Source organism: Pseudomonas sp. (assembly GCF_049645325.1).
Taxonomy (GTDB): Bacteria; Pseudomonadota; Gammaproteobacteria; order Pseudomonadales; family Pseudomonadaceae; genus Aquipseudomonas.
This window is the reverse complement of record NZ_JBARTQ010000611.1, coordinates 1-22581: the sequence shown is the minus strand read 5'-3', so window position 1 is coordinate 22581 and position 22581 is coordinate 1. Positions and strand designations below refer to the sequence as shown.

At 62.2% G+C, this 22581-nt stretch carries 21 protein-coding genes and 2 pseudogenes; 6 read left to right on the top strand and 17 right to left on the bottom strand.

Features of this window, described 5'->3' with window-relative positions:
* Positions 1–33 precede the first annotated feature (33 nt).
* The 10 genes from WBB95_RS25650 to WBB95_RS25605 form a co-directional block, all read right to left on the bottom strand.
* A complete protein-coding gene (locus WBB95_RS25650) occupies positions 34–459 on the bottom strand; it encodes an acyl-CoA thioesterase (protein ID WP_424490121.1) in 426 nt (141 codons plus the stop codon).
* Positions 452–1993 carry an HAL/PAL/TAL family ammonia-lyase gene (locus WBB95_RS25645; protein ID WP_424490120.1) on the bottom strand — a complete coding sequence of 514 codons (1542 nt, stop codon included), beginning with the start codon at positions 1991–1993 and terminating at the stop codon, positions 452–454. Before WBB95_RS25645 ends, WBB95_RS25650 begins: the two co-directional genes overlap by 8 nt.
* Entirely contained in the window at positions 1977–2912 is a 936-nt protein-coding gene (locus tag WBB95_RS25640; protein ID WP_424490119.1) for a glycosyl transferase, read from the bottom strand. The genes WBB95_RS25645 and WBB95_RS25640 overlap by 17 nt, the downstream gene beginning before the upstream one ends.
* Positions 2909–3643: a glycosyltransferase family 2 protein gene (locus tag WBB95_RS25635; RefSeq protein WP_424490118.1), complete on the bottom strand. Its 735-nt coding sequence runs from the start codon at positions 3641–3643 to the stop codon at positions 2909–2911. Before WBB95_RS25635 ends, WBB95_RS25640 begins: the two co-directional genes overlap by 4 nt.
* A gap of 77 nt (positions 3644–3720) precedes the next feature.
* Positions 3721–5391 carry an AMP-binding protein gene (locus tag WBB95_RS25630; RefSeq protein WP_424490117.1) on the bottom strand — a complete coding sequence of 557 codons (1671 nt, stop codon included), beginning with the start codon at positions 5389–5391 and terminating at the stop codon, positions 3721–3723.
* Entirely contained in the window at positions 5388–5933 is a 546-nt protein-coding gene (locus WBB95_RS25625) for a hypothetical protein (protein ID WP_424490116.1), read from the bottom strand. The genes WBB95_RS25630 and WBB95_RS25625 overlap by 4 nt, the downstream gene beginning before the upstream one ends.
* On the bottom strand, positions 5930–6184 hold the full coding sequence (locus WBB95_RS25620) for an acyl carrier protein (protein ID WP_424490115.1): 255 nt from the start codon (positions 6182–6184) through the stop codon (positions 5930–5932). The genes WBB95_RS25625 and WBB95_RS25620 overlap by 4 nt, the downstream gene beginning before the upstream one ends.
* A gap of 9 nt (positions 6185–6193) precedes the next feature.
* On the bottom strand, positions 6194–6463 hold the full coding sequence (locus tag WBB95_RS25615; RefSeq protein WP_065899982.1) for a phosphopantetheine-binding protein: 270 nt from the start codon (positions 6461–6463) through the stop codon (positions 6194–6196).
* On the bottom strand, positions 6441–7253 hold the full coding sequence (locus tag WBB95_RS25610; RefSeq protein WP_424490114.1) for a lysophospholipid acyltransferase family protein: 813 nt from the start codon (positions 7251–7253) through the stop codon (positions 6441–6443). The genes WBB95_RS25615 and WBB95_RS25610 overlap by 23 nt, the downstream gene beginning before the upstream one ends.
* A complete protein-coding gene (locus tag WBB95_RS25605) occupies positions 7229–7948 on the bottom strand; it encodes a beta-ketoacyl synthase chain length factor (protein ID WP_424490113.1) in 720 nt (239 codons plus the stop codon). The genes WBB95_RS25610 and WBB95_RS25605 overlap by 25 nt, the downstream gene beginning before the upstream one ends.
* A 348-nt stretch (positions 7949–8296) precedes the next feature.
* Here WBB95_RS25605 and WBB95_RS25600 point away from each other — a divergent pair, with 348 nt between their 5' ends.
* Complete coding sequence (locus WBB95_RS25600; RefSeq protein ID WP_424490112.1) at positions 8297–9067, top strand: ParA family protein; 771 nt, start codon at positions 8297–8299, stop codon at positions 9065–9067.
* Positions 9068–9615: 548 nt separating this feature from the next.
* On the top strand, positions 9616–9837 hold the full coding sequence (locus WBB95_RS25595; protein WP_424490111.1) for a DUF6124 family protein: 222 nt from the start codon (positions 9616–9618) through the stop codon (positions 9835–9837).
* Between the two features lie 125 nt (positions 9838–9962).
* Here the strand turns inward: WBB95_RS25595 and trxC are convergent, their stop codons facing one another.
* A complete protein-coding gene (gene trxC, locus WBB95_RS25590) occupies positions 9963–10397 on the bottom strand; it encodes a thioredoxin TrxC (protein WP_424490110.1) in 435 nt (144 codons plus the stop codon).
* A 236-nt stretch (positions 10398–10633) separates the two neighbouring features.
* Here trxC and WBB95_RS25585 point away from each other — a divergent pair, with 236 nt between their 5' ends.
* Both WBB95_RS25585 and WBB95_RS25580 read left to right on the top strand, forming a co-directional pair.
* Positions 10634–10930 (top strand): type II toxin-antitoxin system HigB family toxin, encoded by a 297-nt coding sequence (locus tag WBB95_RS25585; protein ID WP_424490109.1) that lies wholly within the window; start codon positions 10634–10636, stop codon positions 10928–10930.
* On the top strand, positions 10927–11328 hold the full coding sequence (locus WBB95_RS25580; RefSeq protein WP_424490108.1) for a helix-turn-helix domain-containing protein: 402 nt from the start codon (positions 10927–10929) through the stop codon (positions 11326–11328). The genes WBB95_RS25585 and WBB95_RS25580 overlap by 4 nt, the downstream gene beginning before the upstream one ends.
* A 3-nt stretch (positions 11329–11331) precedes the next feature.
* On the opposite strand, the gene selO is transcribed toward WBB95_RS25580, so the two are convergent.
* From selO to WBB95_RS25555, 5 genes and pseudogenes are all read right to left on the bottom strand, one after another.
* The gene (gene selO / locus WBB95_RS25575; RefSeq protein WP_424490107.1) at positions 11332–12795 is read right to left on the bottom strand and encodes a protein adenylyltransferase SelO; all 1464 of its coding nucleotides are present in this window, start codon (positions 12793–12795) and stop codon (positions 11332–11334) included.
* Positions 12796–12843: 48 nt separating this feature from the next.
* A complete protein-coding gene (mscK, locus tag WBB95_RS25570) occupies positions 12844–16182 on the bottom strand; it encodes a mechanosensitive channel MscK (RefSeq protein ID WP_424490106.1) in 3339 nt (1112 codons plus the stop codon).
* Positions 16183–16238: 56 nt separating this feature from the next.
* Entirely contained in the window at positions 16239–17981 is a 1743-nt protein-coding gene (locus WBB95_RS25565; protein WP_424490105.1) for a potassium/proton antiporter, read from the bottom strand.
* Positions 17982–18148: 167 nt separating this feature from the next.
* Positions 18149–18748 (bottom strand): annotated as a pseudogene (locus tag WBB95_RS25560) (methyl-accepting chemotaxis protein); the annotation flags it as partial.
* 303 nt (positions 18749–19051) lie between these two features.
* Positions 19052–19708: pseudogene (locus WBB95_RS25555) on the bottom strand (MCP four helix bundle domain-containing protein); the annotation flags it as partial.
* A gap of 343 nt (positions 19709–20051) precedes the next feature.
* Between WBB95_RS25555 and WBB95_RS25550 the strand changes: the two are divergent.
* Together WBB95_RS25550 and WBB95_RS25545 are read left to right on the top strand one after the other, a co-directional pair.
* On the top strand, positions 20052–20282 hold the full coding sequence (locus tag WBB95_RS25550; RefSeq protein ID WP_424490104.1) for a hypothetical protein: 231 nt from the start codon (positions 20052–20054) through the stop codon (positions 20280–20282).
* Positions 20279–20572, top strand: coding sequence for a cell division protein ZapA (locus WBB95_RS25545; RefSeq protein WP_424490103.1), 294 nt, complete (start codon positions 20279–20281; stop codon positions 20570–20572). Before WBB95_RS25550 ends, WBB95_RS25545 begins: the two co-directional genes overlap by 4 nt.
* 18 nt (positions 20573–20590) lie before the next feature.
* Here WBB95_RS25545 and WBB95_RS25540 read toward each other — a convergent pair whose 3' ends face one another.
* Positions 20591–22393 carry an acyl-CoA dehydrogenase gene (locus WBB95_RS25540; protein ID WP_424490102.1) on the bottom strand — a complete coding sequence of 601 codons (1803 nt, stop codon included), beginning with the start codon at positions 22391–22393 and terminating at the stop codon, positions 20591–20593.
* Positions 22394–22581: the final 188 nt, after the last annotated feature.

Genomic DNA, 22581 nt, shown 5'->3' with positions numbered 1-22581 from the left:
CCTTCGCGAGCAAGCCCGCTCCCACATTGGATCTCATTTCAAGGCCCTTTCGACGGCGTCGGTGAATACTTTGGGGGAGGCCAGCTGCATCTCGCGGCTGGCGATTTCCACGGCCACTTGCACGGTGCTGGCGCGGGTCAAACGTTCGCCGCTGGCGAGGTCGGTGATCAGGTAGTTGACCTTCAAACGGTTCTCCCATTCCACCAGGCTGGCGCGCACATTCAGGGTCTGGCCGAATACCGCGCCGCGCACATAGCGCAGCTGCATGTCGATCACCGGCCAGGCGTAGCCGGACTCAAGCATCGCCGTGTAGTTGTGGCCGATCTTGTCCAGCAGCGCGCAGCGCGCCACTTCCAGGTACTTAACGTAATGCCCGTGCCACACCACGTGCAGGGTGTCGACGTCGAAAAACGGCACAAGGATGTGGGTGTCGCAATGCAGCACGCCCTGGCTACGCATGCAGCCTCCAGTGTTGCTCGGCGATGCGCTTCAGGCACAGGCGCAGTTCGCCTTCGAGGGCGCGGTCTTCGATGACCGGCGGGAAGTCCTTGCCGAGTTCCTCATGCATGGCTGCCAGGGCCGGCGGCAATGGTCGTGCGTCTTCTGCCTGGGCACGCAGCCACACACCCTGGTTGGCCGCGAGCAAGGTGGCGGCGGCGACCTGTTCGGTCAGCTCCAGCACGCGGATCGCGTCGCGGGCGGCGATGGTGCCCATGCTCACTTTGTCCTGGTTATGGCACTCGGTGGAGCGTGAGAACACGCTGGCCGGCATGGTGTTTTTCAACGCTTCGGCGGTCCAGGCGCTGGTGCCGATCTGCACGGCCTTGAAGCCGTGGTTGATCATCGCGCGGTCCGCCGGGGCGCCCGACAGGTTGCTCGGCAGGCCGTGGTTGTAACGCACGTCCACCAGCAGCGCGAGCTGGCGGTCGAGCAGGTCGGCGACGTTGGCCACCAAGGTCTTGAGGCTGTCCATGGCGAAGGCGATATGCCCGCCGTAGAAGTGCCCGCCGTGCAGCACGCGTTCTTCTTCAGCGTCGATGATCGGGTTGTCGTTGGCGCTGTTCAGTTCGATTTCGATAAATGAGCGCAGCCAGTTCAGGCTGTCGGCCAACACCCCGAGCACGTGCGGCGCGCAGCGCAGCGAGTAGCGATCCTGCAGGCGATGCAACGGCGCGGTCGGCGCGTCAATCGCCAGGTCCTTGCGCAGCCAGGCGGCGACTTGCATCTGCCCCGGGTGCGGCTTGGCGGCGAACAGGCGCTCGTCGAAGTGCTCCGGGTTGCCTTGCAGCGCCACCACGTTCAGCGCGGTGATGCGCGTGGCGAGTTGCAGCAGGTAGTCGGCGCGGGCAAACGCCAGGCAGGCGAGGCCGGTCATCACGGCGGTGCCGTTCATCAGCGCCAAGGCTTCCTTGGGGCGCAGTACCAATGGGTCCCAGCCCAGTTCGCGGTGTAAGTCGGCGGCTTCGCGGCGCTCGCCCCGGAACATCACTTCGCGCTCGCCGGACAGGGTCGCGGCGACGTAGGACAGCGGCGTCAGATCACCGCTGGCGCCCACCGAGCCTTCTTCAGGGATCAGCGGCAGTACGTCGTGTTCGAGGAAGGCATGCAGCCGTTCCAGCAGTTCCACGCGCACGCCGGACACGCCGTGGCACAGCGACTGTAAACGCGCCGCCAGCACCGCGCGGGTGGCTTGTGCGTCCAGCAACTTGCCCAGGCCGCAGCCGTGGAAGGTGTAGAGGTGACGCGGCAAGGCTTCGACGTGTTGCAGCGGTACCGCCACCACGCACGAGTCGCCGTAACCGGTGGTGACCCCGTAGATCACGCCTTCCTTGTCCAGCAGCGAGTCGAGGAACTGCGCGCCCTTGGCAATGCGCTGGCGGTACGCGGCATCGTTTTGCAGCTGCGTCGGCGCTTGGCGGTTGGCCAGGGCCAGCACGTCTTCAATGCGCAATGGGCGTTCGCCAAAGGTTACCGGCTCAAGATGCGTCGTCATCGGTCTTCCAGAAAGGGTAAAAGTTGAACCACTGTTGGGGCGCTTCCAGGCAGAACTGGGCCAGGCGTGCGGCGTAGCGCGCGGTCCACTGGGTTATCACCTGCTCGCGGGTGCTGCGCTTCCATTCGATCAATTCGGCAAACGGCTCGATGCTCAGGCGATAGCGGCCGTGGTGTTTGAGGCACATCAGCAGGTTGACCGGGCATTTGAGCAGGCCGGCCAACAGCCACGGGCCTTGGGGGAATGCCGCGTCAAAGCCGAGGAAATCCACACGGACCTTGCGCCCGCCGTGCAGCGGCACGCGGTCGCCGGCAATCGCCAGCCACTCGCCGTCGTCCAGGCGCTGGCTGAGCAGCAGCATGGTGGCCGGGTCCAGTTCGCTCACCTGGATCAGGCGCAAATGCGTGGCCCCGGCCTCGCCAAGCAGGCGGTTGAAGTGTTCGGCGTGCTTGGTGTGCACCAGCACGTTCATGGTGACTTGTTCGCCGAGTTCGGCGAGCGCGCGGCACACTTCGAGGTTGCCCAGGTGCGCGCCCACCAGCATCTGCCCACGCTCGCCGCGCAGTTGCCCGCGCAATTGCGCCGGGTCGTTGATTTCGATTTGCTCGATGCGCAGCTTGCCGTTCCACACGTCGAGCTTGTCGAGCAGGGAGTCGGCAAAGGCCATGAACTGGCCGAAGACTGTTTTATGCGTGGGCCGCAGTTCATCGCGGCCGCTCCAGTCGGCCAAGCGTTGCTGGTATTGCCAGGCACTCTGGCGCGCCGTGCGGCCGAACAGGAAAAAGTACAGCACGATGCCGTACAGCAACGGGCTCAGCAGGCGCCGGCCGAGCAGCCTGGCGGCGCCGGCGGTGAATTTCATCAGCCAGAAACTGCCACGCTCCTCGCGGTCGGCCCAGTGTTTGGTGCTGTCGCTCATGCCTGCCACCGTCGCCACACAATCATCGGCGCGCGCACCAACATGCCAAAGAACAGCCGGGTGTGCATGGCGGAGATGCGCAGGTTGTCGCGGAACAAGCGGAAGTGCGACACGCCGTCGGTGGGGTAATGCACCTGCGTCGGCAGCCAGCGCATCGGCTGGTTGCGCCAGGCCAGGCGCACCAGGATGTCGGAGTCGAAATCCATGTGGGTGCCGATGTAGGCCGAGTCCATCAAGGCCAGGGTGGGCGCCAACGGGTACACGCGAAAGCCGCACATCGAGTCGCGAATCTGCAGCGACAGGGTGTTGATCCACACCCACACGTGGGTCAGGTAGCGTGCGTACAAACGGCCTTTGGGCACGCTGTCGTCGTATTCGGGGTAGCCGCAGATGACCGCATCGGGGTGCCTGCGTGAGGTGTCGATAAAGGTTTCGACTTCGCGCAGGTCGTGCTGGCCGTCGGCGTCGACTTGCAGCGCGTGGCTGAAACCCAGGCGCGCGGCTTCGCGGAAGCCAGCCATGACCGCGCCACCTTTGCCCTGGTTGCTCGGCAAGGTCAGTAGGGTGACGTTTTCGAGTGCGGCCAATTGTGCCAACACCGCCGCGCAGGCCGGGTGGCTGCCGTCGTCCACCAACAGGCACGGCAGGCCGCTGGCCAACAGGCTGTGAACCACGGCTGGCACGGCGGCTTCATGGTTGTAGACCGGGATCAGCGCGCAGGGGTTATGCATGTGTGGGGGCTCCTGGGCGACCGAGTTGCTTGCATCGCAGGCAAGCCAGCTCCCACATTTGAACCTGCTCACCTGGGTCATGCATGAGCGGCTGCCAATTGAATTCGGCCGCTGGAGCAGGCTGCGACGCCGTTGCGGTAAGCGAAGTAGAGCTTGCTGCGTTCCTGGTCGAAGCGCAGGTGCAGTTCGACCTGGTCGCCGGGGCGCACCAGTTGCTGGAACTTGAGCACTTCCATCCTGGCAAAGGTTGGCGGCAGGTCAAGCAGTTGCTGGCCGAGGTTGAACGCCCATTCCACCTGCACCACGCCTGGCAGTATCGGCGTGATGGGGAAGTGGCCGCTGAAATACGCAAGGTCCGGCGGGATGCTCAGTTGCAGGGTCCATTCGCCGTCCGCCTCGACTTGCTGCAACACTTCCGGCGCTTTTGGCCGGGGCGCGAGCAGCAGCGCGGCGACATCCGCCTGGGGCAGTTTGCCTTGGGCATTCAGCGGCAGCTGGCGCAGTAACCGCCAGCGGCGGGGCAGGGCCAGGGCTTCGCAGTGCTGGCTCAAATGCTCGCGCAAGGTGTGAGTCAGCGCGCGGCGGCCCTGGTTGCGCAGGGCGTGCAGGCCTTCGGCGCTGAGCACCACCAGCGCGCCCAGGGAGGCGCGGTTTTCCTGGACCACGCCCAGGCGGGTGTCGGCGACCCACGGGTGGGTCATCAGCGCCTGTTCGAGCATCGGCAGGGAGATGCGTTTTTCTTCCAGCTTGACGATACGGTCAAGGCGGCCGAGCAACTCGAAACGGCCATCGGAATGAATGCGCGCCGCGTCGGCGGTTTGCTCGACATGCCCGGCGGGCAGGTAGGGCGACGCAATGCGCAGGGCGCCGTCGGCGTCCTGGCTCAGTGCCACATCGGCGAAGGGCTGCCAGGGTTGCGCGCCCTGGCGCCAGGCGATGCCGCCGGTTTCCGAGCTGCCGAGGATTTCCGTCGGCCATTGCTGCAGGCGGTCGTAAAGCTCACCGGCCGCCTCGATGGGCAGCGCGCCGCCCGACGAAAAGACCCGCGACACCGTGCTCAGCGCCGGCCAGTCGAGGTTGTCACCCATGCGCTTGAGCAGCGCCGGGCTGGCCACCCAGGCAAATCGCGGGTGTTCGCGGCTGGCGCGCTGCAGGTCTTCGGGGAAGGCCAACTGCTTGCGCACAAAGGTGCGACCGGCGCACAGCGGCCACAACACACGAAACAGCAAGCCGTAGATATGTTGCGTGGCGACGCTGCCAATGATGCAGGCGTCGTTGAGGTCCGGGCCCCACAAGGTTTCCAGGGCTTCAACTTCGTTCGCCAGTTGGCGCAGGGTCTTGTCGATGCGCTTGGGCTCGCCGCTGGAGCCGGAGGTGCACAGGCTCAGTTGGCAAACGTCCAAGTCCAGGGCGGCCGGGCTCAACGGCGCCTGATACAGCGCGTCGAGGTCGGCGGCGTCCACCAGCCAGGCGTCAACGGCAGTGTTCCAGCGGTGGCGGGTTTGCGGTTGCAGGTCGGCGGGCAGCAGCACGCTCACCCCGGCCCGCCAGGCGCCCAGCAGCGCGATCGCCAGCAGGCCCGCGTCTTCCAGGTGCACCGCCACGCGCTGGAGGCCGCGCGCTTGCAGCCCCGCCGCCAGGCTCAGGGAACGCTCCAACAGCTGGGCGTGATTCATCGCAGGCTCGGTGGTGACCGAACGCTGTTGCAGCGGCTCAAGCAGCAGGTGCTCAAGTTTCAAACCATTCATACGCGGCCTCGAACCCTTTGTCGTACCAGCCATTCCACGGCAAACAACAGCCCCATCAGCCCGTAGGCGATCAGGCCGTTGTACAACGTCCACCAGCTCAGCGGCGCCCACAGGGTGAGGGCGGCGGCGAGCAGGCCATTACACAGAAAAAACACGCTCCACACCACGGTGACCTGGCGCGTGTACACCACGGCATGCGGCGGCAGGTGCGGTTCGGTCATGCGCGCCAGGCGCTCGACCATCGGCGGCCCGTATTTCAGGCTCAGGCCGAACAGCGCCAGCATGAACGCGCTGACCAGGCTCGGGTACCAGCGCAGCAGCTGCGGGTTGTCGAACCAGGCCAGCAACAGGCAGAACACGATCACCGCCCCGGCCATCCAGCGACCGCCGGGGCGCCGCGCGCCGGTCAGCGCGCGCAGCATCCACAGGCTGCCCAGCAGCAGGCCGAATTGCCACGGCGCAAAGTGCTCGGTGCCGTAATACACCGCAAAGGGATACAGCAGCCCCGCCAGCAACAGGCCAAGGCCGATCAGCCGGCTCATGCGGCAGGTGCGACCAGACGGTACACCGCCTCAACCACGTCGTTCACGGTGCGCACCGCCTTGAACTCTTCGGCGGCGATCTTCTTGCCGGTCTGGCGCTTGATATGGTCGATCAAATCCACAGCGTCAATGCTGTCGATTTCCAGGTCCTGGTACAGGTTAGCGTCAAGGGTGACGCGCTCCGGTGGGAGTTCGAACAGTTCCACCAAGGCATCGCGCAGGGTGTTGAAAATATCGTCACGAGTTTGCATGGTACGGTCTCAAGCTGCCTGTCGGGCCGTGACGAACGCCGCAAGGCTGGCCACGTTGGTGAAGTGATTGCGGGTGTCCTTGGCGTCGGCATCGATCTTGATGCCGTACTTTTTCTGAATCGCCAGGCCCAATTCCAGGGCATCGACCGAATCCAGGCCCAGGCCTTCGCCGAACAGGGTTTGTTCGCTGCCAATGTCGTCCGCGCTGATGTCTTCCAGGCCCAGGGCCTCGATGATCAGCGTCTTTATGTCGTGCTCAAGGCGGTGTTGGTCGCTCATCTTCGGCGAGCTCCTTAATGAAATAGTGGTGCAGGTAATCGTTGAGCTTGCGTGAAGCCTGGGGCGCAGGGCCCAGCGTGGCGAACGCCTGTGGTTCTATATCGGCACCCACGCGCAAACTGAAGTGAAAGCGGCGTTTAGGGATGCGATACCAGGGTTCGGCCTTGGTCAGGGTGGTGGGGCTGACCTTGATGACCACGGGGGTGATGATTGTCGCACCGCGCAGCGCAATGGCGGCGCCCCCGCGATGAAAGGCGGGCGCCGCGCCGGGTGTGGTGCGGGTGCCTTCGGGAAAGATGATCAGGGTCTGCCCTTCGCGCAGGGCGTCGGCGGCGGCGTCGAGCATGTCGGCGCTGCCGTCATTGCTGATGTAGCCGGCGTCGCGCACCGGCCCGCGGGTGAAGGGGTTTTGAAACAGGCTCTGCTTGACCACGCAGTTGGTCTGGCGCATCAAGCCGATCAGGAACACCACGTCGATCAGCGACGGGTGGTTGGCGATGATCATCTGGCCCGGGCGGCCGAGTTTTTCGGCGCCTTCGACGCTGTAGGTCAGCACGCCGCCTTTTTTCATCAGTTGGATAAAGAACCAGAACAATCTGCTGATGGTATGGCGAGCGCGGCGCTGATGTTTTTGGGCGCTGCCGGGCAGGCAACCGAGCAGCGGAAACACCAGCAAACGCAGGCACAGCCCGCCCACGCCGAACAGGAAGAAGCTCGTGGCGGTGGCGAACAGGCGCCAGTAATAGGCGTCCCGTGGCTTGTCGGTCAGGGCTTGCGTTGCCAGTTCCATACACGGTTCTTCCAGGCATGTTGGCAGGAGGCCTGCTCGGTGAGCAGGGTGCGCAGCAGGTTCAGGGCGTGGGGCCACTGGGTGTGCGTGGGTTGGACAGTGCCGGGGGTGAGTTCCAGCTGCCACTCGTCGCCGGGTGTCAGCAGCAGGCCCAGGGCATAGGGGAACGGCACGTCATGGATCCAGCCGGCATAGGTTTCAGGCGGCTGTTCTTCGGTGATCACCAGCAACACGGCCGGAGCGCCTTCGTTGAGCAGCGCGGCGGCTTCGAGCATGCCGTGTTCCAGGCCGTCGCCGGCGGCGGCGAGGGCGGTCATTTCGCTGGTTTCATTGCGCAGGATCGACCACAGGCCAATCACCGCGTTATGCACCGACAGGCTGAACTGGGTCGGCGACAACGGCTGGCCGTTGGCCAGGTCGCTGAGGATGTCGAGGGTGCGCGGGGTTTCGCCGTGGCGAGAAATAAACACCAGCGGCAGGTCGTGCAGGCCTTCGGCGAGCGGCCAGCCCACGCTGAACGCCATCCGCGCCAGGCGGCTCAGGCGGCGGCGCTGCATGGCCGGTAAAAACGAAACGTCGGGGGAGGCATCGCTGGCGGGCAGCAACACTGGGGCCTGGCACCAGGCGTGCCACGCGTCCACGCCGTCGAGGCCAGGAGCCCAGGCGCGCCATTGGGCGATGTTGAAAGTGATCACTGAGAAGTTATCCCGCCCCTGCGGGCTTCCATGTGCGGCCGTTGGCCCCGAATACCGGGACAGGGAGCAATAGCCGAATGGCGCGCATTATCCCGGTGCTGCGGGGTTCTAGCAAACTTTGGTAAAGAATTGTTCACGGCTGATTACAAATGGGTTGAAAAGATTTACAGATTGTCCTTTACCAAGGGGCTGGTTGGATTGTCGGACTGTTCCTTTTCAGGTGTCGGGTATGGATGACAGTCGGCGCGCAGAACGCCGCTGATGCAGCAGTGCATGGATGAACGAGGTAGCTAACAGGCGCTTTTGCCCTCTACACTCGGACATTCATTGATACACGGAGGTTTTTCCATGCGGCGTGTGGTGTTCAATCAAAAAGGCGGCGTTGGCAAGTCCAGCATCGCCTGCAACCTGGCGGCGGTGAGCGCCAGTGAAGGCTATCGGACCCTGTTGGTGGACCTCGATGCACAGGCCAACTCAACCCAATACCTCACTGGGCTGACCGGCGACGATATCCCGATGGGCATTGCCGAATTCTTCAAGCAAACCCTGTCTTCCGGGCCGTTTTCGAAGAAAAACCGCGTGGATATCTACGAAACCCCCTTCGACAACCTGCACGTCATCACCGCGACTGCAGAGCTGGCAGACCTGCAGCCCAAGCTTGAGGCCAAGCACAAGATCAACAAGCTGCGAAAGCTGCTGGATGAACTGAGCGAAGATTACGACCGGATTTACCTCGACACGCCGCCTGCGCTGAACTTCTACGCGGTTTCGGCGCTGATCGCTGCCGATCGCGTGCTCATTCCCTTCGACTGCGACAGCTTTTCGCGCCAGGCACTGTACGGCTTGCTGGCTGAAATCGAAGAATTGAAGGAAGACCACAACGAAGGCCTTGAAGTGGAAGGCATCGTGGTCAACCAGTTCCAGGCCCGTGCGACCTTGCCCCAGCAAATGCTCGACGAGTTGATTGCCGAAGGGTTGCCGGTGCTGCCGGTGTACCTGGCAAGCTCCGTGCGCATGCGCGAGTCGCACCAGGAGAGCAAGCCGCTGATCCACCTGGACCCTCGGCACAAGCTGACGCAGCAGTTTGTAGAGCTGCATAACCTACTGGAAAACGCCTGACCCCTCCAGACAACACAAATCCCCTGTGATCCCCTGTGGGAGCTGGCTTGCCTGCGATGCAGGCAACTCGGTCTGCCAGTTAGACCGGGGTGATGCCATCGCAGCATAAATATCTACACAACTTTCAAGCCCGCTCACTACAACGATGTGTAGATACTTATGGCCATCGCAGGCAAGCCAGCTCCCACATTTGTTTTGCATTCCAGCAGGGGAGTTGGATTTGTCCCACGCGGGCTGTAGGAAGGGTCTGGCAAGTGGGCGCTTGCCTTGTCTCGCTGCCTACAGATAAGCCAGAATCGCCCGGCTTGTGCGTCTGGATGGGCGTCTCTAAGGTTCTTCGGTCGCTGAATGTTCAGCGGTCGGGTTTAGTAGCCCGTGGTGAGACGTACAGCAAATCGTCGGTCAGGACTTCCCTGAATTTGATGGTGGCTGTACGGAGGGCGCTTTCGAGCGCGCCGGTTGCGTCTCCCCGGTCTACTAACCTGCGTACAGCTGCCACCCTCCGTTTAGTAGCGGGCCGGTTGCGGCTCATTACTCGGAGATGATTCATGGTTAACCTTTATACCGTTGCACCCAACCTCCCCACCGAAACCCTCGTGCTTAACAGCTACGAAACCTTCTCTTCCGTTCGCACGCTATTGCTCAACCTGTCCAACGACCTCACCGGCGAACACCGTGACGTGGCCCTGGCGATCCATCAATTAAGCGAACTCGGCGTAATGCTCGTCGGCCAGATGATGGACCGCGAAACCCCCGTAGCCCGAGCTTAAAACACGGTCAATGTGGGAGCTGGCTTGCCTGCGATGCAGGCAACTCGGTCTGCCAGTTAGACCGAGGTGATGCCATCGCAGGCAAGCCAGCTCCCACATTTGACCCCGTTGATTGAGGGGCTGGTTTACACCCCTTGGCTACGCAACCAACTCATCAACTGCGGCAACGGAAACGCTCCACTCTGACGCGCCACCTCGCGGCCGTTCTTGAACAGAATCAAACTGGGAATCGAGCGAATCCCCAACTGCGCCGACAACTGCTGATTCGCCTCGCTGTCGAGCTTGGCTAACCGGCACTTGCCCTCCAATTGCCCTGCCGCCTGCTCAAACACCGGCGCGAACGACTTGCACGGCCCGCACCATTCAGCCCACACATCCACCAGCAGCGGCAGGTCGCCCTTAATCTGGCTGGCATAGTCGCCTTGTTTCAGCTCAAAAGGTTTGCTCAACAACACAGGCTGTTTGCAACGCCCGCACTTGGGCGCATCAGCCAGGCGCTCGCCGGGGATGCGGTTGAGGCCGTTGCAATGCGGGCAGGGGATGACAAGCGGTTCGGACATGGTGGGCTCCTTGAGTGTGGCCAATGGAATGTATTTGGAGTCGAGCCCGTGGTTTATCAAGGCATGGCTCAGGTGACTCATCTACTCACAGTTACGCCCGTGCTGATGTGAGGTTGCGAATCTAGTCTGTCAGAGCCGGTTCTGGTTTGAGCCGTTGGTCTGTTTGCGGATATAACAAATTGCGATAGTTCAGGTTCGGGTTTAACCTTCATAGCAAGATGCGATAAGGATGTTGCATGCGAGTAATCAGCGAGAAAAGGATCTGGGAAGCAAAGGAAAAGTGGCCACGTTCAGCCTCCGCGTTGGACCAGTGGTATCGAGTCATGAAGCGAAACAGCCCTAAAGATTTCGCGGCGATGAAAACCATGTTCCCCGCCACGGACAAGGTTGGAGCGTTTTATGTATTCGATATCGGAGGAAACACGTTGAGGTTGATCGCTCGCGTGGAGCATCAGGCACAGCGCGTTTACATCAAGCATCTGCTTGATCACCGCGATTATGAGAAAGATAAATGGAAGGAAAAAATCAGATGAGCGCGCTTATGCGAATAGCGGCTGAGCACTGGCAATTCGTTTCGCCAGTGATGCGTAAACCAGAAAGCGAGGCAGACTACGACGCGCTGGTGTGTGGTTTGGACGAACTGTTGAGCCTGATCGGCGAAAGTGAGGACAGTCCGCTCATGAGCCTGGTGGATATCCTCAGTGACTGGATCGAAGCCTACGATCACGAACACCGTCCAATGCCCGTTGCCAGTGGTGTCGACGTACTGCGCTACATGATGCGCGAACATAATCTCACCCAGAGCGACCTGCCGGGTGTGGGCGCCCAATCGGTCGTCTCTGAGGTATTGAGCGGTAAACGCCAGCTGAACGTGCGGCAAATTCGTTGGCTGGCGGAGCGTTTTGGGGTGTCAGTGGAAACCTTTATTTAGGTCCTACGACGAGCAACTAATCTCCAAATGCTTGCCCCAATCCGGCGGCCGCTGCGCGTATTGCTCCATCCCGGCCTGTTCTTCAAACGGCTTGGACAGCACTTCATGCAGCCGCCGCACTTCGCTGTAATCCCCGGATTCGGCGGCAGCGATGGCGTTTTGCGCCAGATAGTTGCGCAGGATGTACAGCGGGTTTACCGCGTGCATGCGCGTGCGGCGTTGTTCTTCGCTGTGGTCGCCATCTCGCGCAACACGGGCCTTGTACAGCTCGGCCCAGGCGTCAAACCCGGCAAGGTCGACAAAGTCATCGCGCAGTCGCGCCACGGCCAGCGCCGCCGACTCATCGCCCAAGCGGCGGAAGAACAGCGTGTAGTCCACGCCGCTGTTCTGCATCAACTTGAGCAAGCGTTCTACCAGTTTCTGGTCATCGTCTTCGGCAGTGGTCAGCCCCAGCCGGCGGCGCATCAGGTCCAGGTAATGCGCCTGGTACAGCGGCAGGTACAGACCGAGGGCTTCTTTCAGTGCGTCGACGCTGATAAACGGCGTGAGCGCCTGGGCCAGCGCACTGAGGTTCCATTGGCCGATCGGCACTTGGTTGCTGAAGGAGTACCGCCCTTCATGGTCGGAGTGGTTGCAGATGAAGTGCGCGTCAAAGTCATCGAGAAACGCGAATGGCCCGAAGTCGAAGGTGATGCCCAGAATCGACATGTTGTCGGTGTTCATCACGCCGTGGCAGAAGCCATAGGCCTGCCATTTGGCGATCATTTCGGCATTGCGCTCGACGATTTCGCGGAACATCGCCAGGTAAGGCTCAGGCTGTTCGCGGCATTCGGGGTAGTGCAGGTTCAACACGTGCTCGGCGAGTTCGGCCTGTTGCTCGGGCTTTTTGGTGTAGTAGAAGTATTCGAAATGCCCGAAGCGGATGTGGCTCGGCGCCAGGCGCAACACCATGGCGCCGCGTTCCTGTTTCTCACGCCACACGGGCGTGTCGGAGCCGATCACGCACAAGGCCCGGCTGCTGGGGATATTCAGCGCGTGCAGGGCTTCAGACGCCAGAAACTCACGAATAGAAGAGCGCAGCACTGCGCGGCCATCACCCATGCGCGAGTAAGGCGTCATGCCGGCGCCTTTGAGGTGCAAGTCCCAGTGTTCGCCCGCCTCGTTGTACACCTCGCCCAGCAACAACCCGCGGCCATCGCCCAATTGCGGGGTGTAACCGCCGAATTGGTGCCCGGAGTAAACCATCGCGCGCGGCTCTGCTTCCGCCCACAGTTTGTGGCCGCTGAACAACTCGGCGAACACCGGCGTTTCGGCCACGGCCGGGTCGAGGTCGAGCAGCGCCATGGCGGCAGCGCTCGCCACCACAAGGCGCGGTTCGTCGAGGGGTTCTGGCAGTACGTGGGTTGAGAACGCGTCGCCCAGGCGTGCGAAGCGGTTGTCGAAGGTCAGTTCGTCGAGGGCTTTCACCGGCCATCTCCAGCAGAATGTCCGAGCATTCTGCTGGGGATAGGGCGTTTAGTCGAGTTTGCTCGGTGGTGGCTCTTGCACGCCGCCGTCGTTGGCAGGCTTGGCCGGGGTGTCGACTTCCACCAGTTTGTATTCCTGGCCGTGGAGGTTTTTCAGGTAAACCTCCATCTGGCGGAACGAGATGTTGATGTGGTGGTTCTTGAACTCGCGGTTGATAAAGCGGTTCACCTCGTCGATCACCGGGTTGCGGTCACCGAGGTCGCGCACGTGCATGCGCAGTTCGTGGTCGAGGGTGCTTTCGCCGAAGTTGAGGAAGTACACATGCGGTTCCGGCTCTTTCAGCACGCGCGGGTTTTCGCGGGCGGCCTTGAGCAGCAAGTCCTTCACCAGGTCCAGGTCGGAGCCGTAGTCCACGCCGAGCTTCAGGGTGACGCGGGTGATGGTGTCGGTCAGCGACCAGTTGATCAATTGCCCGGTAATAAACGTTTTGTTCGGGACAATGATGTCCTTGCGGTCGAAGTCGGTGATGGTGGTCGCGCGGATGCGGATCTTGCTCACCGTGCCCGACAGGTTGCCGATGGTGATGGTGTCGCCGATGCGCACCGGGCGTTCGAACAGGATCATGATGCCGGAGATGAAGTTGGCAAAGATCTCCTGCATCCCGAAACCCAACCCCACTGACAGCGCCGCCACCAGCCATTGCAACTTGTCCCAGCTGACGCCGAGGGTCGAGAGCGTCGAGACAAACCCCACGCCGGCAATCACATACGACAGCAACGTGGTGGTCGCGTAGGCGCTGCCCTGGGCCAGGTCCAGCTTGGACAGTACCAACACCTCCAGCAAACCGGGCAGGTTGCGCGCCAGGGCGAAGGTGATGCCGACGATGATCGAGGCGCCGAGCAAGTCGCCAATGCTGATCGGCACCATGCTGATATTGGCGCCGGTGCCGCTGGTGTATTCGTAGAGGGTCACGTTGTCGAGGTAGGAGAACACCGTGATCAGGTCCTTCCACACCCAGTACAGCGCCGCGATAAAACCGCCGAGCAAGGCCAGGCGGATCAGGCGCATCGACTGTTCGTTGACCTGCTCGATGTCCAGGGTCGGCTCTTCGATCACTGCTTCACCGTCGCCGGCTTCCTTGGCAGCCTGGCGTTTGGCCAAGGCCCGCGCGTAGGCCAGGCGCCGTGCGGCGACGCCGAGGCCGCGCACGAAGGTGGCTTCGATCACCAGCCAGAACATCAGCAGGTACAAGGTGTTGATCAGCCGGTCGCTGAGCTTGAGGGCGGTGTAGTAATAGCCAAAGCACACGGCGATAAACAGCGCGATGGGCAGGGCCGTAAACACCAGGCCCACGGCTTTGCGAAACAGCGAGGCTTTTTCGTGGGTCGGGCTGTGCAGCAGCAGGCGCCCCAGCAGCCAGGCCATCAGCGCGTAGCAGGTCAGCACCACGCCGATACCCAGTACGTCGTCGGCCAGCGCCGCCGGTTGGTGCTCGGCGATTGCCACCACGGCCACCAGGGCCAGGACCACCAGCCCGAGCTTGCGTATCCAGCCCTGGAGGAACTCGACCTGAGGTTTTTCCCAGCGGAAATGCAGCTCTGCCACGCCGCCTGGCGCAAGAATCCGGTAGGCGGTGTAGAACACCAGCCACGCCTGGGCAATCAGCAGCAGGGCCGAGCCCAGGTTGGCGTTTTGCCCACGGGCGTCGATCTGCAGTGCATAACCGCACAGCGCCAGGCCCAACGACACCGGCATCGCCAGCAGGATGTTGATCAGGATGGCCTGGGGGGTGTGCCATTGGCTGTCGCGCTTGAAGTGGCCGATGTCCAGGTGGACTTTGTTGAGCCGGTGGTACAGCGCCTTGCGTCGCCACAACAGCGCGCCGATCAACAGCAGCAGCGGCAGGAACAGCAGCGGGCGCTGGGTCAGGCCGTCGTAGAGTTCGCTGACGCTGGAGGCCCATGGCAGGGTGGTGACTTGTTTGCTCAGGTGCGCCGGCACCGTTTCCAGCCACTCGGTGTCCAGCGGCTTGTTGCTGGGGATCCAGAACATCTGTTCATCCAGCGTCGCGCGCAGGCTGGTCGCGGTGCTGAGCAGTTGTTTCTGGTTCAGTTGCAGGGTGATCGATTCATTGAGCAGCGCACTCAGCTCTCGGCTCAGGCGCTCCAGCAGGTCGCTGCGGGTGATCGCCAGTTCCAGCAAGGTGCGTCGCAGTTGCGGGGTGACGTCTTCGGGCGGCTGGTTGGCCAGCAAGTTATCCACATAGGCGCTGGGCGAGCTGATCAGCTCGCGCTGCTGGTTGACCTCGAACTGGTACAGGCGAATGTTGGCGATGTCGTCCGCCAGGTCGCGGTCCACGGTGAGGCGCGGCAGTGCCTGTTTCTGTTTATAGAGAATCTTGGACAGCAGCAGGCTGCCCTTGAGCACGTTGATCTGCTCGTCCAGCGCCGAGTCGCTCTGGGTCACGGTGTCGAGTTGCTGCTTGGTCTGCAGGTTTTTCTGGGTCAGGTCGTTGAGGCGGTCGGTGCTTTTGAGCAGGTAGTCGGACAGCTTCAGGTTGGCCGCGCTTTCGGTGGCCAAAAGGCTGCTGCCGCCGGCTTTTTGCGCTTCGATGGACTGCTGGGTCACCGTCTGCTGGGACTGCGCCAGGCGTTTCTGGTTGATCAGGGTTTGCAGGTCCTGGATCTCTTGTTCCAGGCGCGCGGTTTTTTCCACCACCAGGTCGTGCTGGCTGTTGCCCAGGTCTTGCAGTTGGCTGTTGCCGGCCAGTTCCTGGCGGCGCAGCGGGATCAAGGCATTCAGGGCGGCGAGTTCGGCGTTCAACTGGTTGCGCTGGTCGCCGCTGAGGGCTTTGCCGTTGTCTTTGCCGAGCTTGAGGGTCGCGTTGATCTGCTGGATGCGCGTCTGGCTGCTGCTGATTTCGGTCTGCGCGCGTTCAGGGCGGGTTTGCGCGGCGATGGTCAGGCTGTTGGCGTCGGCCAGCTCTTTTTGCAGGTCGCCTTGCTGGGTGGTGCGCTGCACCAGCAGTTGCTCAAGCTGCGGCACCGGGAGCGTGGCGTAGCGCTGGGTCACCGGGATGACTTTGGTGGCCTTGAGCCGCACCAGGTCGCGCTGGTTGTCGGCGGTCTGGCGCGGAGCGTCTTCCAGCTGGCGCTTGAGGTCGGCCAGGCGCTGCTCGTAATCCTGCTTGTTGCCCAGGTACGTCAGGGTCTGCTGCAGGATGGTTTGCAACGCCTTCATGTCGGCGTCGGGCAGTTTGCGGTCGGGCAGCTTGTCCAGGGTTTGCTGGATGGCATCGGCGCTGGGCGGGTCGGCGGCGTAAACGCTGCCGACACAAAGGGTCAGGCCTAGCAGGGCAGTGGCTAAAAAGGTGCGCAGAGTCGTCATGGATACCGGTCGAGCAAGGTAAAAAAGGTGGGGGCGTGGCGCCATAGCCCCGCAGTTTAGAGGAAGAGTCCAGGGCCTGGACGACTTCCTTCGGGGAATTTGACGCCGACTTTTCCGATCTTGTTCCCGTCCATGACCGCGACGGTCCACAGGGTGTTGTTCCATTCCACTTGGTCGCCGACGACCGGTGCGCCGCCGACTTTCTGGGTAATGAAGCGGCTCAGAGGCATGTCCGGGTCGATGCCTTCGAGCTTGAGCCCGTACAGGGCGGAGACCGCGCCCAGCTGGGCGTCGCCTTCGAGGACGAAGTCGCCGAAGAAGCGCAGGTCGAGGCCGCGTTGCGGTGCCTGGCTGAACAGTTTGCCCAAGGCCGGCAGGTTGTGTTCATGGCCGATCACACAGAGCAAATCGTCGACTTCGAGCACCGTACTACCCGACGGATGGAGCAGTTGCTGGCCGCGAAACAGTGCGGCGATCCGCGTGCCCTCGGGCATTTTCAGCTCGCGCAGGGCCGCGCCGATGCACCATTTCTCGGCGCCCAGGCGGTAGACGAACAGCTCCCACTCGCTGGTGACGTGCACTTCCAACGCTGCGCGGGAGATCGGCGCAGGGTCTGGCGGTACGGTGACTTTCAGCAGCTTGGCCACCCACGGCAGGCTGGTGCCTTGCACCAGCAGCGACACCAGCACGATGAAGAACGCCAGGTTGAAGTACAGCTGCGCGTGGGGCAGGCCGGCCATCAGCGGGAACACCGCGAGGATGATCGGCACCGCGCCGCGCAGCCCGACCCAAGCGATAAAGGCTTTTTCGCGGCCATGGAATGCCTTGAAGGGCAGCAGGCCGACCATCACCGACAGCGGCCGCGCGAACAGAATCATCCACAGCGCCAGGCCCAGGGCCGGCAGCGCAATCGGCAGCAAGTCGTGCGGCGTGACCAGCAGGCCCAGTACCAAAAACATGCCGATTTGCGCGAGCCAGGCCATGCCGTCGAGCATGTGCAAAATGCCATGACGGCTGCGCACCGGGCGGTTGCCGATCACCAGGCCGCACAGGTACACGGCGAGGAAGCCGCTGCCGTGGAAGGCGTTGGTCAGGGCGAAGACGAACAGGCCGCCGGCGATCACCAGGATCGGGTAGAGGCCGGTGGCCAGGTTGATGCGGTTGACCATCTGCAGCATCAGCCAGCCGCCGCCCAACCCGACGATGCCGCCGATACCGAACTCGCGAATCAGGTGGGTCAGCAGGCTCCAGTGCAGGCCTGTCTGGCCGCTGGCGAGCATGTCGATCAGGGTGACGGTGAGGAACACCGCCATCGGGTCGTTGCTGCCGGATTCGATTTCAAGGCTGGCGGTCACCCGCTCGTTCAGGCCCTTGCCGCCGAGCAGCGAGAACACCGCCGCGGCGTCGGTGGAGCCGACGATGGCGCCGATCAGCAAGCCCTGGATGATATTGAGGTCAAACAGCCAGGCGGCGGCCATGCCGGTGAGGCCGGTGGTGATCAACACCCCCACCGTGGCCAGCGACAAGGCCGGCCAGAGTGCCACGCGGAAACTCGCCACCCGTGTGCGCAAGCCGCCGTCGAGCAGGATCACGGCCAAGGCGAGGTTGCCCACCAGGTAGGCGGTCGGGTAGTTATCAAAGATGATGCCGCCGCCGTCAACGCCGGCGATCATGCCCACGGCCAGGATGATCACCAGAATCGGGATGCCTAAGCGGGACGAAAGAGAGCTCACCAGAATGCTCGCACTCACCAGCAACGCGCCGATCAAGAACAGGCTGTTGATGGTCGTCGCATTCAAAGGCAGTACTCCAGAACTGGGAAGACGGGGCGCAAACTGACCATGCAGTCTGCGTGCCAGCGATTCTAACCTGTTGAATTGCTGTGCTGTCAAAAAGGTTTTGTGGGCGCCGCTGATCAAATGTGGGAGCAGGCAAGCCAGCTCCCACAAGGGATTACCGGTGTCAGTTAGAGCCTGAAGCGCCCCACCATCCCATTCAGGTCCACGGCCAAGCGCGACAGCTCATTGCTCGCCGCACTCGTCTGGCTGGCACCCGTGGCCGATTGCACCGACAGGTCACGAATATTCACCAGGTTACGGTCCACTTCCCGCGCCACCTGCGCCTGCTCTTCCGCTGCGCTGGCGATCACCAGGTTGCGCTCGTTGATCTCCACGATCGCGGTATTAATGGTGTCCAGCGACATCCCTGCGCCTTTGGCGATATTCAACGTCGATTCCGCGCGCTCGGTGCTGTTGCGCATCGAATCCACCGCGTGTTCGGTGCCGGCCTGGATGCTGCCGATCATGCGCTCGATCTCGCTGGTCGACTGCTGAGTGCGATGCGCCAGTGCCCGCACTTCATCGGCCACCACGGCAAACCCACGGCCCGCTTCACCGGCGCGTGCGGCTTCAATGGCGGCATTCAGGGCCAGCAGGTTGGTCTGGTCGGCCAGACCGCGAATCACATCGAGCACCTTGCCGATATCGCGGGACTCATTGGCCAGGTCGCCGATCAAGGTAGCGGTGGCTTGCACGTCGCCGCTCATGCGTTCAATGGCGCTGACGGTTTCCTGCACCAGGTCACGGCCGTCGCCAGCGGAGGATGTGGCCGCCCGCGAGGCTTCGGAGGTGCTCACCGCATTGCGCGCGACTTCTTCGACGGCGCTGGTCATCTCGTTGACGGCGGTGGCGGCTTGTTCGATTTCGTTGTTTTGCTGGGTCAGGCCACGGGCGCTTTCGTCGGTGACGGCGTTCAGCTCTTCGGCGGCCGAGGCCAACTGGGTGGCGGAGCCGGCGATGCGTTGCAGGGTGTCGCGCAGCTTGTCTTGCATCTTGGCCATGGCCGCCAGCAGGCGCCCGGCTTCATCATTGCCCTCGACCTTGATCGGGCGCGTGAGGTTGCCTTCGGCGACTTCTTCGGCGGCTTCCAGTGCCTGGGAAATCGGCACGGTGATGCTGCGGGTCAGCAGCCAGGCAAACAGCATGGTCAGCGCCGTGGCCACGATGAGCAGGCCAACCACCAGGCTAAAGGCGGTGTCGTATTGGTCCTTGGCCGCCTGGTTTGTCGCCAGGGCCATCTTGCTGTTGAGCTCCACCAGGCGGTCCATTACCGCGTTGATCTTGTCGGAGTTGGCCAACAGTTCGGTATTGAGCAGCGTGCGCAGTTCATCCAGCTGGTTGGCGCTCGACAGCGCTTTCATGCGCTCTTCTATCTGGTGGTACTGGCTCAGCAACTGCAGGTATTCGTTGTAGGTGGCACGCTCTTCATTGCCGTCGATCAGCTTCTCGTAAATGCCTTGCGCGGTGCGAATCTGCTGGTTGCGTGTTTCAAACGATTGCAGGGTCTTTTGCTGTACGTCCGGCTCGCGGTTGGTCAGCAAGCGGTAGGACAGCACGCGCAGGCGCAGGGTCAGCTGGGTGAACTCATCCAGGGCGCGGATGCTGGGCACGCTGCTCAAGGTGATGTCGTCGGTGGCCGCGCGAATCTTGCTCATTTGGTTCAAGGCGAACACACCCAGAAACAGCATCAGTGCGCCAATAAAAGCAAAGCCGAGGAACGCCCGCGGAGCGATATTCATATTTCGTAGGGACATGCTGAGATCCTGGAAGGACCGCGATCCGTGCGGGCTTGAGACGAGAGTGTGTAAGGCCTATCGGCCATACGACTAAAGTCTTAAACGGGTGTGCTCTTTTGTCGCACCTGACGAGGGGTTGGGCGGATTCAGGAACCAGATCGGGTAAATGCAGTCACTAAGGCTCGAAAGTGCGGCCCGGCCCTTAAAAATCGGGCTGCGCGTCGGGGATAACCCTGGCATCCGAGGTGAATTTTCTTTATCGTCACCGCCCTTTGAAAAAGCCCGAGAAATCAAAATGTTAGAAGCATCCCTCAGCCAATTGGAACAACTGGTCAGTGACCTCGTACAGCAGAATCAAGACCTGTTGGGCAGCAACGAATCCCTCAAGGCAGAACTGGCGCGCGCCAAGGATGAAAACGACAGCCTGCAATTGAACCTCATGGAGCAGGAAGAAAAACACGGCGCCACCGCCGCGCGCATCCAGGCACTGGTTGAGCGTGTCACCGCAGGGCCTGTCAGCGCATGAATGAAGGGATAAAGGTCGTTTCGATTCTCGGAGAGGATTACTCGATCAAGGCGCCAGAGGGGGAAGATCAAACCCTGCTGCACGCCGTGACCATGCTCAAGGCTTCCCTGGCCACCACCAAGAAAAAGTACCCGACCCTGATCGGGGACAAATTACTGGTACTGGCCGCGCTGAACCTGTGCGCCGAGCAGATCGAAATGCAAAAGCATCACCAGCAGGAACTCGACCGTTACCAAGAGCAAGTCAGCGCCACGGTCGATGTGATCGCCAAGGCTATCGGGCAGCCCTGATAGCCTGGCCAGCGGCGGTTAGAACCACTCATCCTGCATCCCAAGGCACGTATCGTCGCGTGCCTCCAGAATCGCCAGTTCATGATGGCAACCCGGCACTTCCCACGTCAGGAAGTACCGGGCGGCCTGGAGCTTGCCTTTGTAAAAGGCCACATCCGCCGCATTACCCTTGGCCAAGCCTTCCTCGGCGCGAATCGCCTGTTCCAGCCAGCGCCAGCCAATTACCGTATGCCCGAACACCTTCAAGTACAGCGCCGAATTCGCCAGGCTGCTGTTGACCTTGCCGTGGGCGAGATCCGTCAGCAGGCCGAGCGTGACGGTTTGCAGCCGGTTGATAAGCTGCTCAAGCGGCTCACGCAAGGCGGTCAGTGACGGATAGGCCTGCGCCCGTGCGCCGGTTTCGGCGATCAAGCGAATCAATTGCTTCAGGCCGGCGCCGCCGTTCTGCGCAAGCTTGCGCCCCAGCAGGTCCAGGGACTGGATGCCGTGGGTGCCTTCATGGATCGGGTTCAGGCGGTTGTCGCGGTAGTACTGTTCCACCGGGTATTCGCGGGTGTAGCCGTGGCCGCCGAGGATCTGGATCGCCAGTTCGTTGGCCTTGAGGCAGAACTCCGAGGGCCAGGATTTGACGATCGGCGTGAGCAAGTCCAGCAGTTCGTGGGCGTGCTTGCGTTCATCTTCGGTTGGCAGGGTGGTGGTGTCGTCGAACAGGCGCGCGGCGTACAGCCCGAGGTCGAAAGCGCCTTCGACGTAGGCTTTCTGGGTCAGCAGCATGCGTTTGATGTCGGCGTGCTGGATGATCGAGACCGGCGCGGTGCTTGGGTCTTTGCTGTCGGGCAGGCGCCCTTGCGGGCGCTCGCGGGCGTATTCCAGGGAGTATAGGTAGCCGGCGTAACCGAGCATCACCGCGCCCATGCCCACGCCGATGCGCGCCTCGTTCATCATCTGGAACATGCAGCTCAGGCCCTGGTGCGGTTTGCCCACCAGGTAGCCGACGCAGTGGCCGTTGTCGCCGAAGTTCAGCGCAGTGGAGGTGGTGCCGCGCCAGCCCATCTTGTGAAACAGCCCGGCCAACAGCACATCGTTGCGCTCGCCGAGGCTGCCATCGTCGTTGACCAGGAACTTGGGCACGATAAACAGCGAAATGCCCTTCACCCCGGGCGGCGCGTCCGGCAGCTTGGCCAACACCATGTGCACGATGTTTTCCGACAGCGGGTGGTCGCCGCCAGAGATGAAGATCTTGTTGCCCTTGAGGCGATAAGTGCCGTCAGCCGCAGGCTCTGCGCGTGTACGAATATCCGACAGCGATGAGCCTGCATGTGGCTCGGTGAGGGCCATGGTGCCGAAGAAGCGGCCGTCGATCATGGGTTGCAGGAAGCGCTGCTTCTGCTCTTCGGTGCCAAAGCTTTCGATCAGGTTGGCGGCGCCCATGGTCAGGAACGGGTAGGACGTAGAGGCGGCGTTTGCCGACTGGAAGTGCGCGAAGCAGGCTTGGGACAGCAGCGTCGGCAGTTGCATGCCGCCGGCGTCGAAACTGCGTGCGGCGTTCAGAAAGCCGGCTTCGAGGAATGCATCCACGGCCGGTTTCACCTCCGGGATCAGGATGGCCTTGCCGTCCTCAAAGCGCGGTTCGTTCTCGTCGTTCTTGCGGTTATGCGGTGCGAAGTACTTTTCGGCAATGCTGCGCGCGGTGCTGATGGCGGCATCGAAGGTTTCGCGGTTGTGTTCGGCAAACCGCTCGCGCTGGGTCAGGCCCTCGGCATCGAGGACTTCGTACAGCTCGAAAGCCAGATTGCGGGAACTGAGCAGCGTCTCGGACATGGCGGCTTACCTGTGTGGGAATAGGCCGAGTCTAAGTGCGCGAATAGAGGCTGGATAGCAAGATTGATTTGCGTGATGGAGGGGCAAAACAGGCGAAGAAGCTGGGGCGCGGTCAATGTGGGCGCGGGCTTGCTCGCGAATGCGGTGGATCAGTCAATACATCTGGTGACTGACACTCCGTATTCGCG

Coding starts and splice junctions, on each gene's coding strand:
- WBB95_RS25650 (WP_424490121.1), bottom strand. CDS start 459: ATGCGTAGCCAGGGCGTGCTGCATTGCGACACCCACATCCTTGTGCCG.
- WBB95_RS25645 (WP_424490120.1), bottom strand. CDS start 1,993: ATGACGACGCATCTTGAGCCGGTAACCTTTGGCGAACGCCCATTGCGC.
- WBB95_RS25640 (WP_424490119.1), bottom strand. CDS start 2,912: ATGAGCGACAGCACCAAACACTGGGCCGACCGCGAGGAGCGTGGCAGT.
- WBB95_RS25635 (WP_424490118.1), bottom strand. CDS start 3,643: ATGCATAACCCCTGCGCGCTGATCCCGGTCTACAACCATGAAGCCGCC.
- WBB95_RS25630 (WP_424490117.1), bottom strand. CDS start 5,391: ATGAATGGTTTGAAACTTGAGCACCTGCTGCTTGAGCCGCTGCAACAG.
- WBB95_RS25625 (WP_424490116.1), bottom strand. CDS start 5,933: ATGAGCCGGCTGATCGGCCTTGGCCTGTTGCTGGCGGGGCTGCTGTAT.
- WBB95_RS25620 (WP_424490115.1), bottom strand. CDS start 6,184: ATGCAAACTCGTGACGATATTTTCAACACCCTGCGCGATGCCTTGGTG.
- WBB95_RS25615 (WP_065899982.1), bottom strand. CDS start 6,463: ATGAGCGACCAACACCGCCTTGAGCACGACATAAAGACGCTGATCATC.
- WBB95_RS25610 (WP_424490114.1), bottom strand. CDS start 7,253: ATGGAACTGGCAACGCAAGCCCTGACCGACAAGCCACGGGACGCCTAT.
- WBB95_RS25600 (WP_424490112.1), top strand. CDS start 8,297: ATGCGGCGTGTGGTGTTCAATCAAAAAGGCGGCGTTGGCAAGTCCAGC.
- WBB95_RS25595 (WP_424490111.1), top strand. CDS start 9,616: ATGGTTAACCTTTATACCGTTGCACCCAACCTCCCCACCGAAACCCTC.
- trxC (WP_424490110.1), bottom strand. CDS start 10,397: ATGTCCGAACCGCTTGTCATCCCCTGCCCGCATTGCAACGGCCTCAAC.
- WBB95_RS25585 (WP_424490109.1), top strand. CDS start 10,634: ATGCGAGTAATCAGCGAGAAAAGGATCTGGGAAGCAAAGGAAAAGTGG.
- WBB95_RS25580 (WP_424490108.1), top strand. CDS start 10,927: ATGAGCGCGCTTATGCGAATAGCGGCTGAGCACTGGCAATTCGTTTCG.
- mscK (WP_424490106.1), bottom strand. CDS start 16,182: ATGACGACTCTGCGCACCTTTTTAGCCACTGCCCTGCTAGGCCTGACC.
- WBB95_RS25550 (WP_424490104.1), top strand. CDS start 20,052: ATGTTAGAAGCATCCCTCAGCCAATTGGAACAACTGGTCAGTGACCTC.
- WBB95_RS25545 (WP_424490103.1), top strand. CDS start 20,279: ATGAATGAAGGGATAAAGGTCGTTTCGATTCTCGGAGAGGATTACTCG.
- WBB95_RS25540 (WP_424490102.1), bottom strand. CDS start 22,393: ATGTCCGAGACGCTGCTCAGTTCCCGCAATCTGGCTTTCGAGCTGTAC.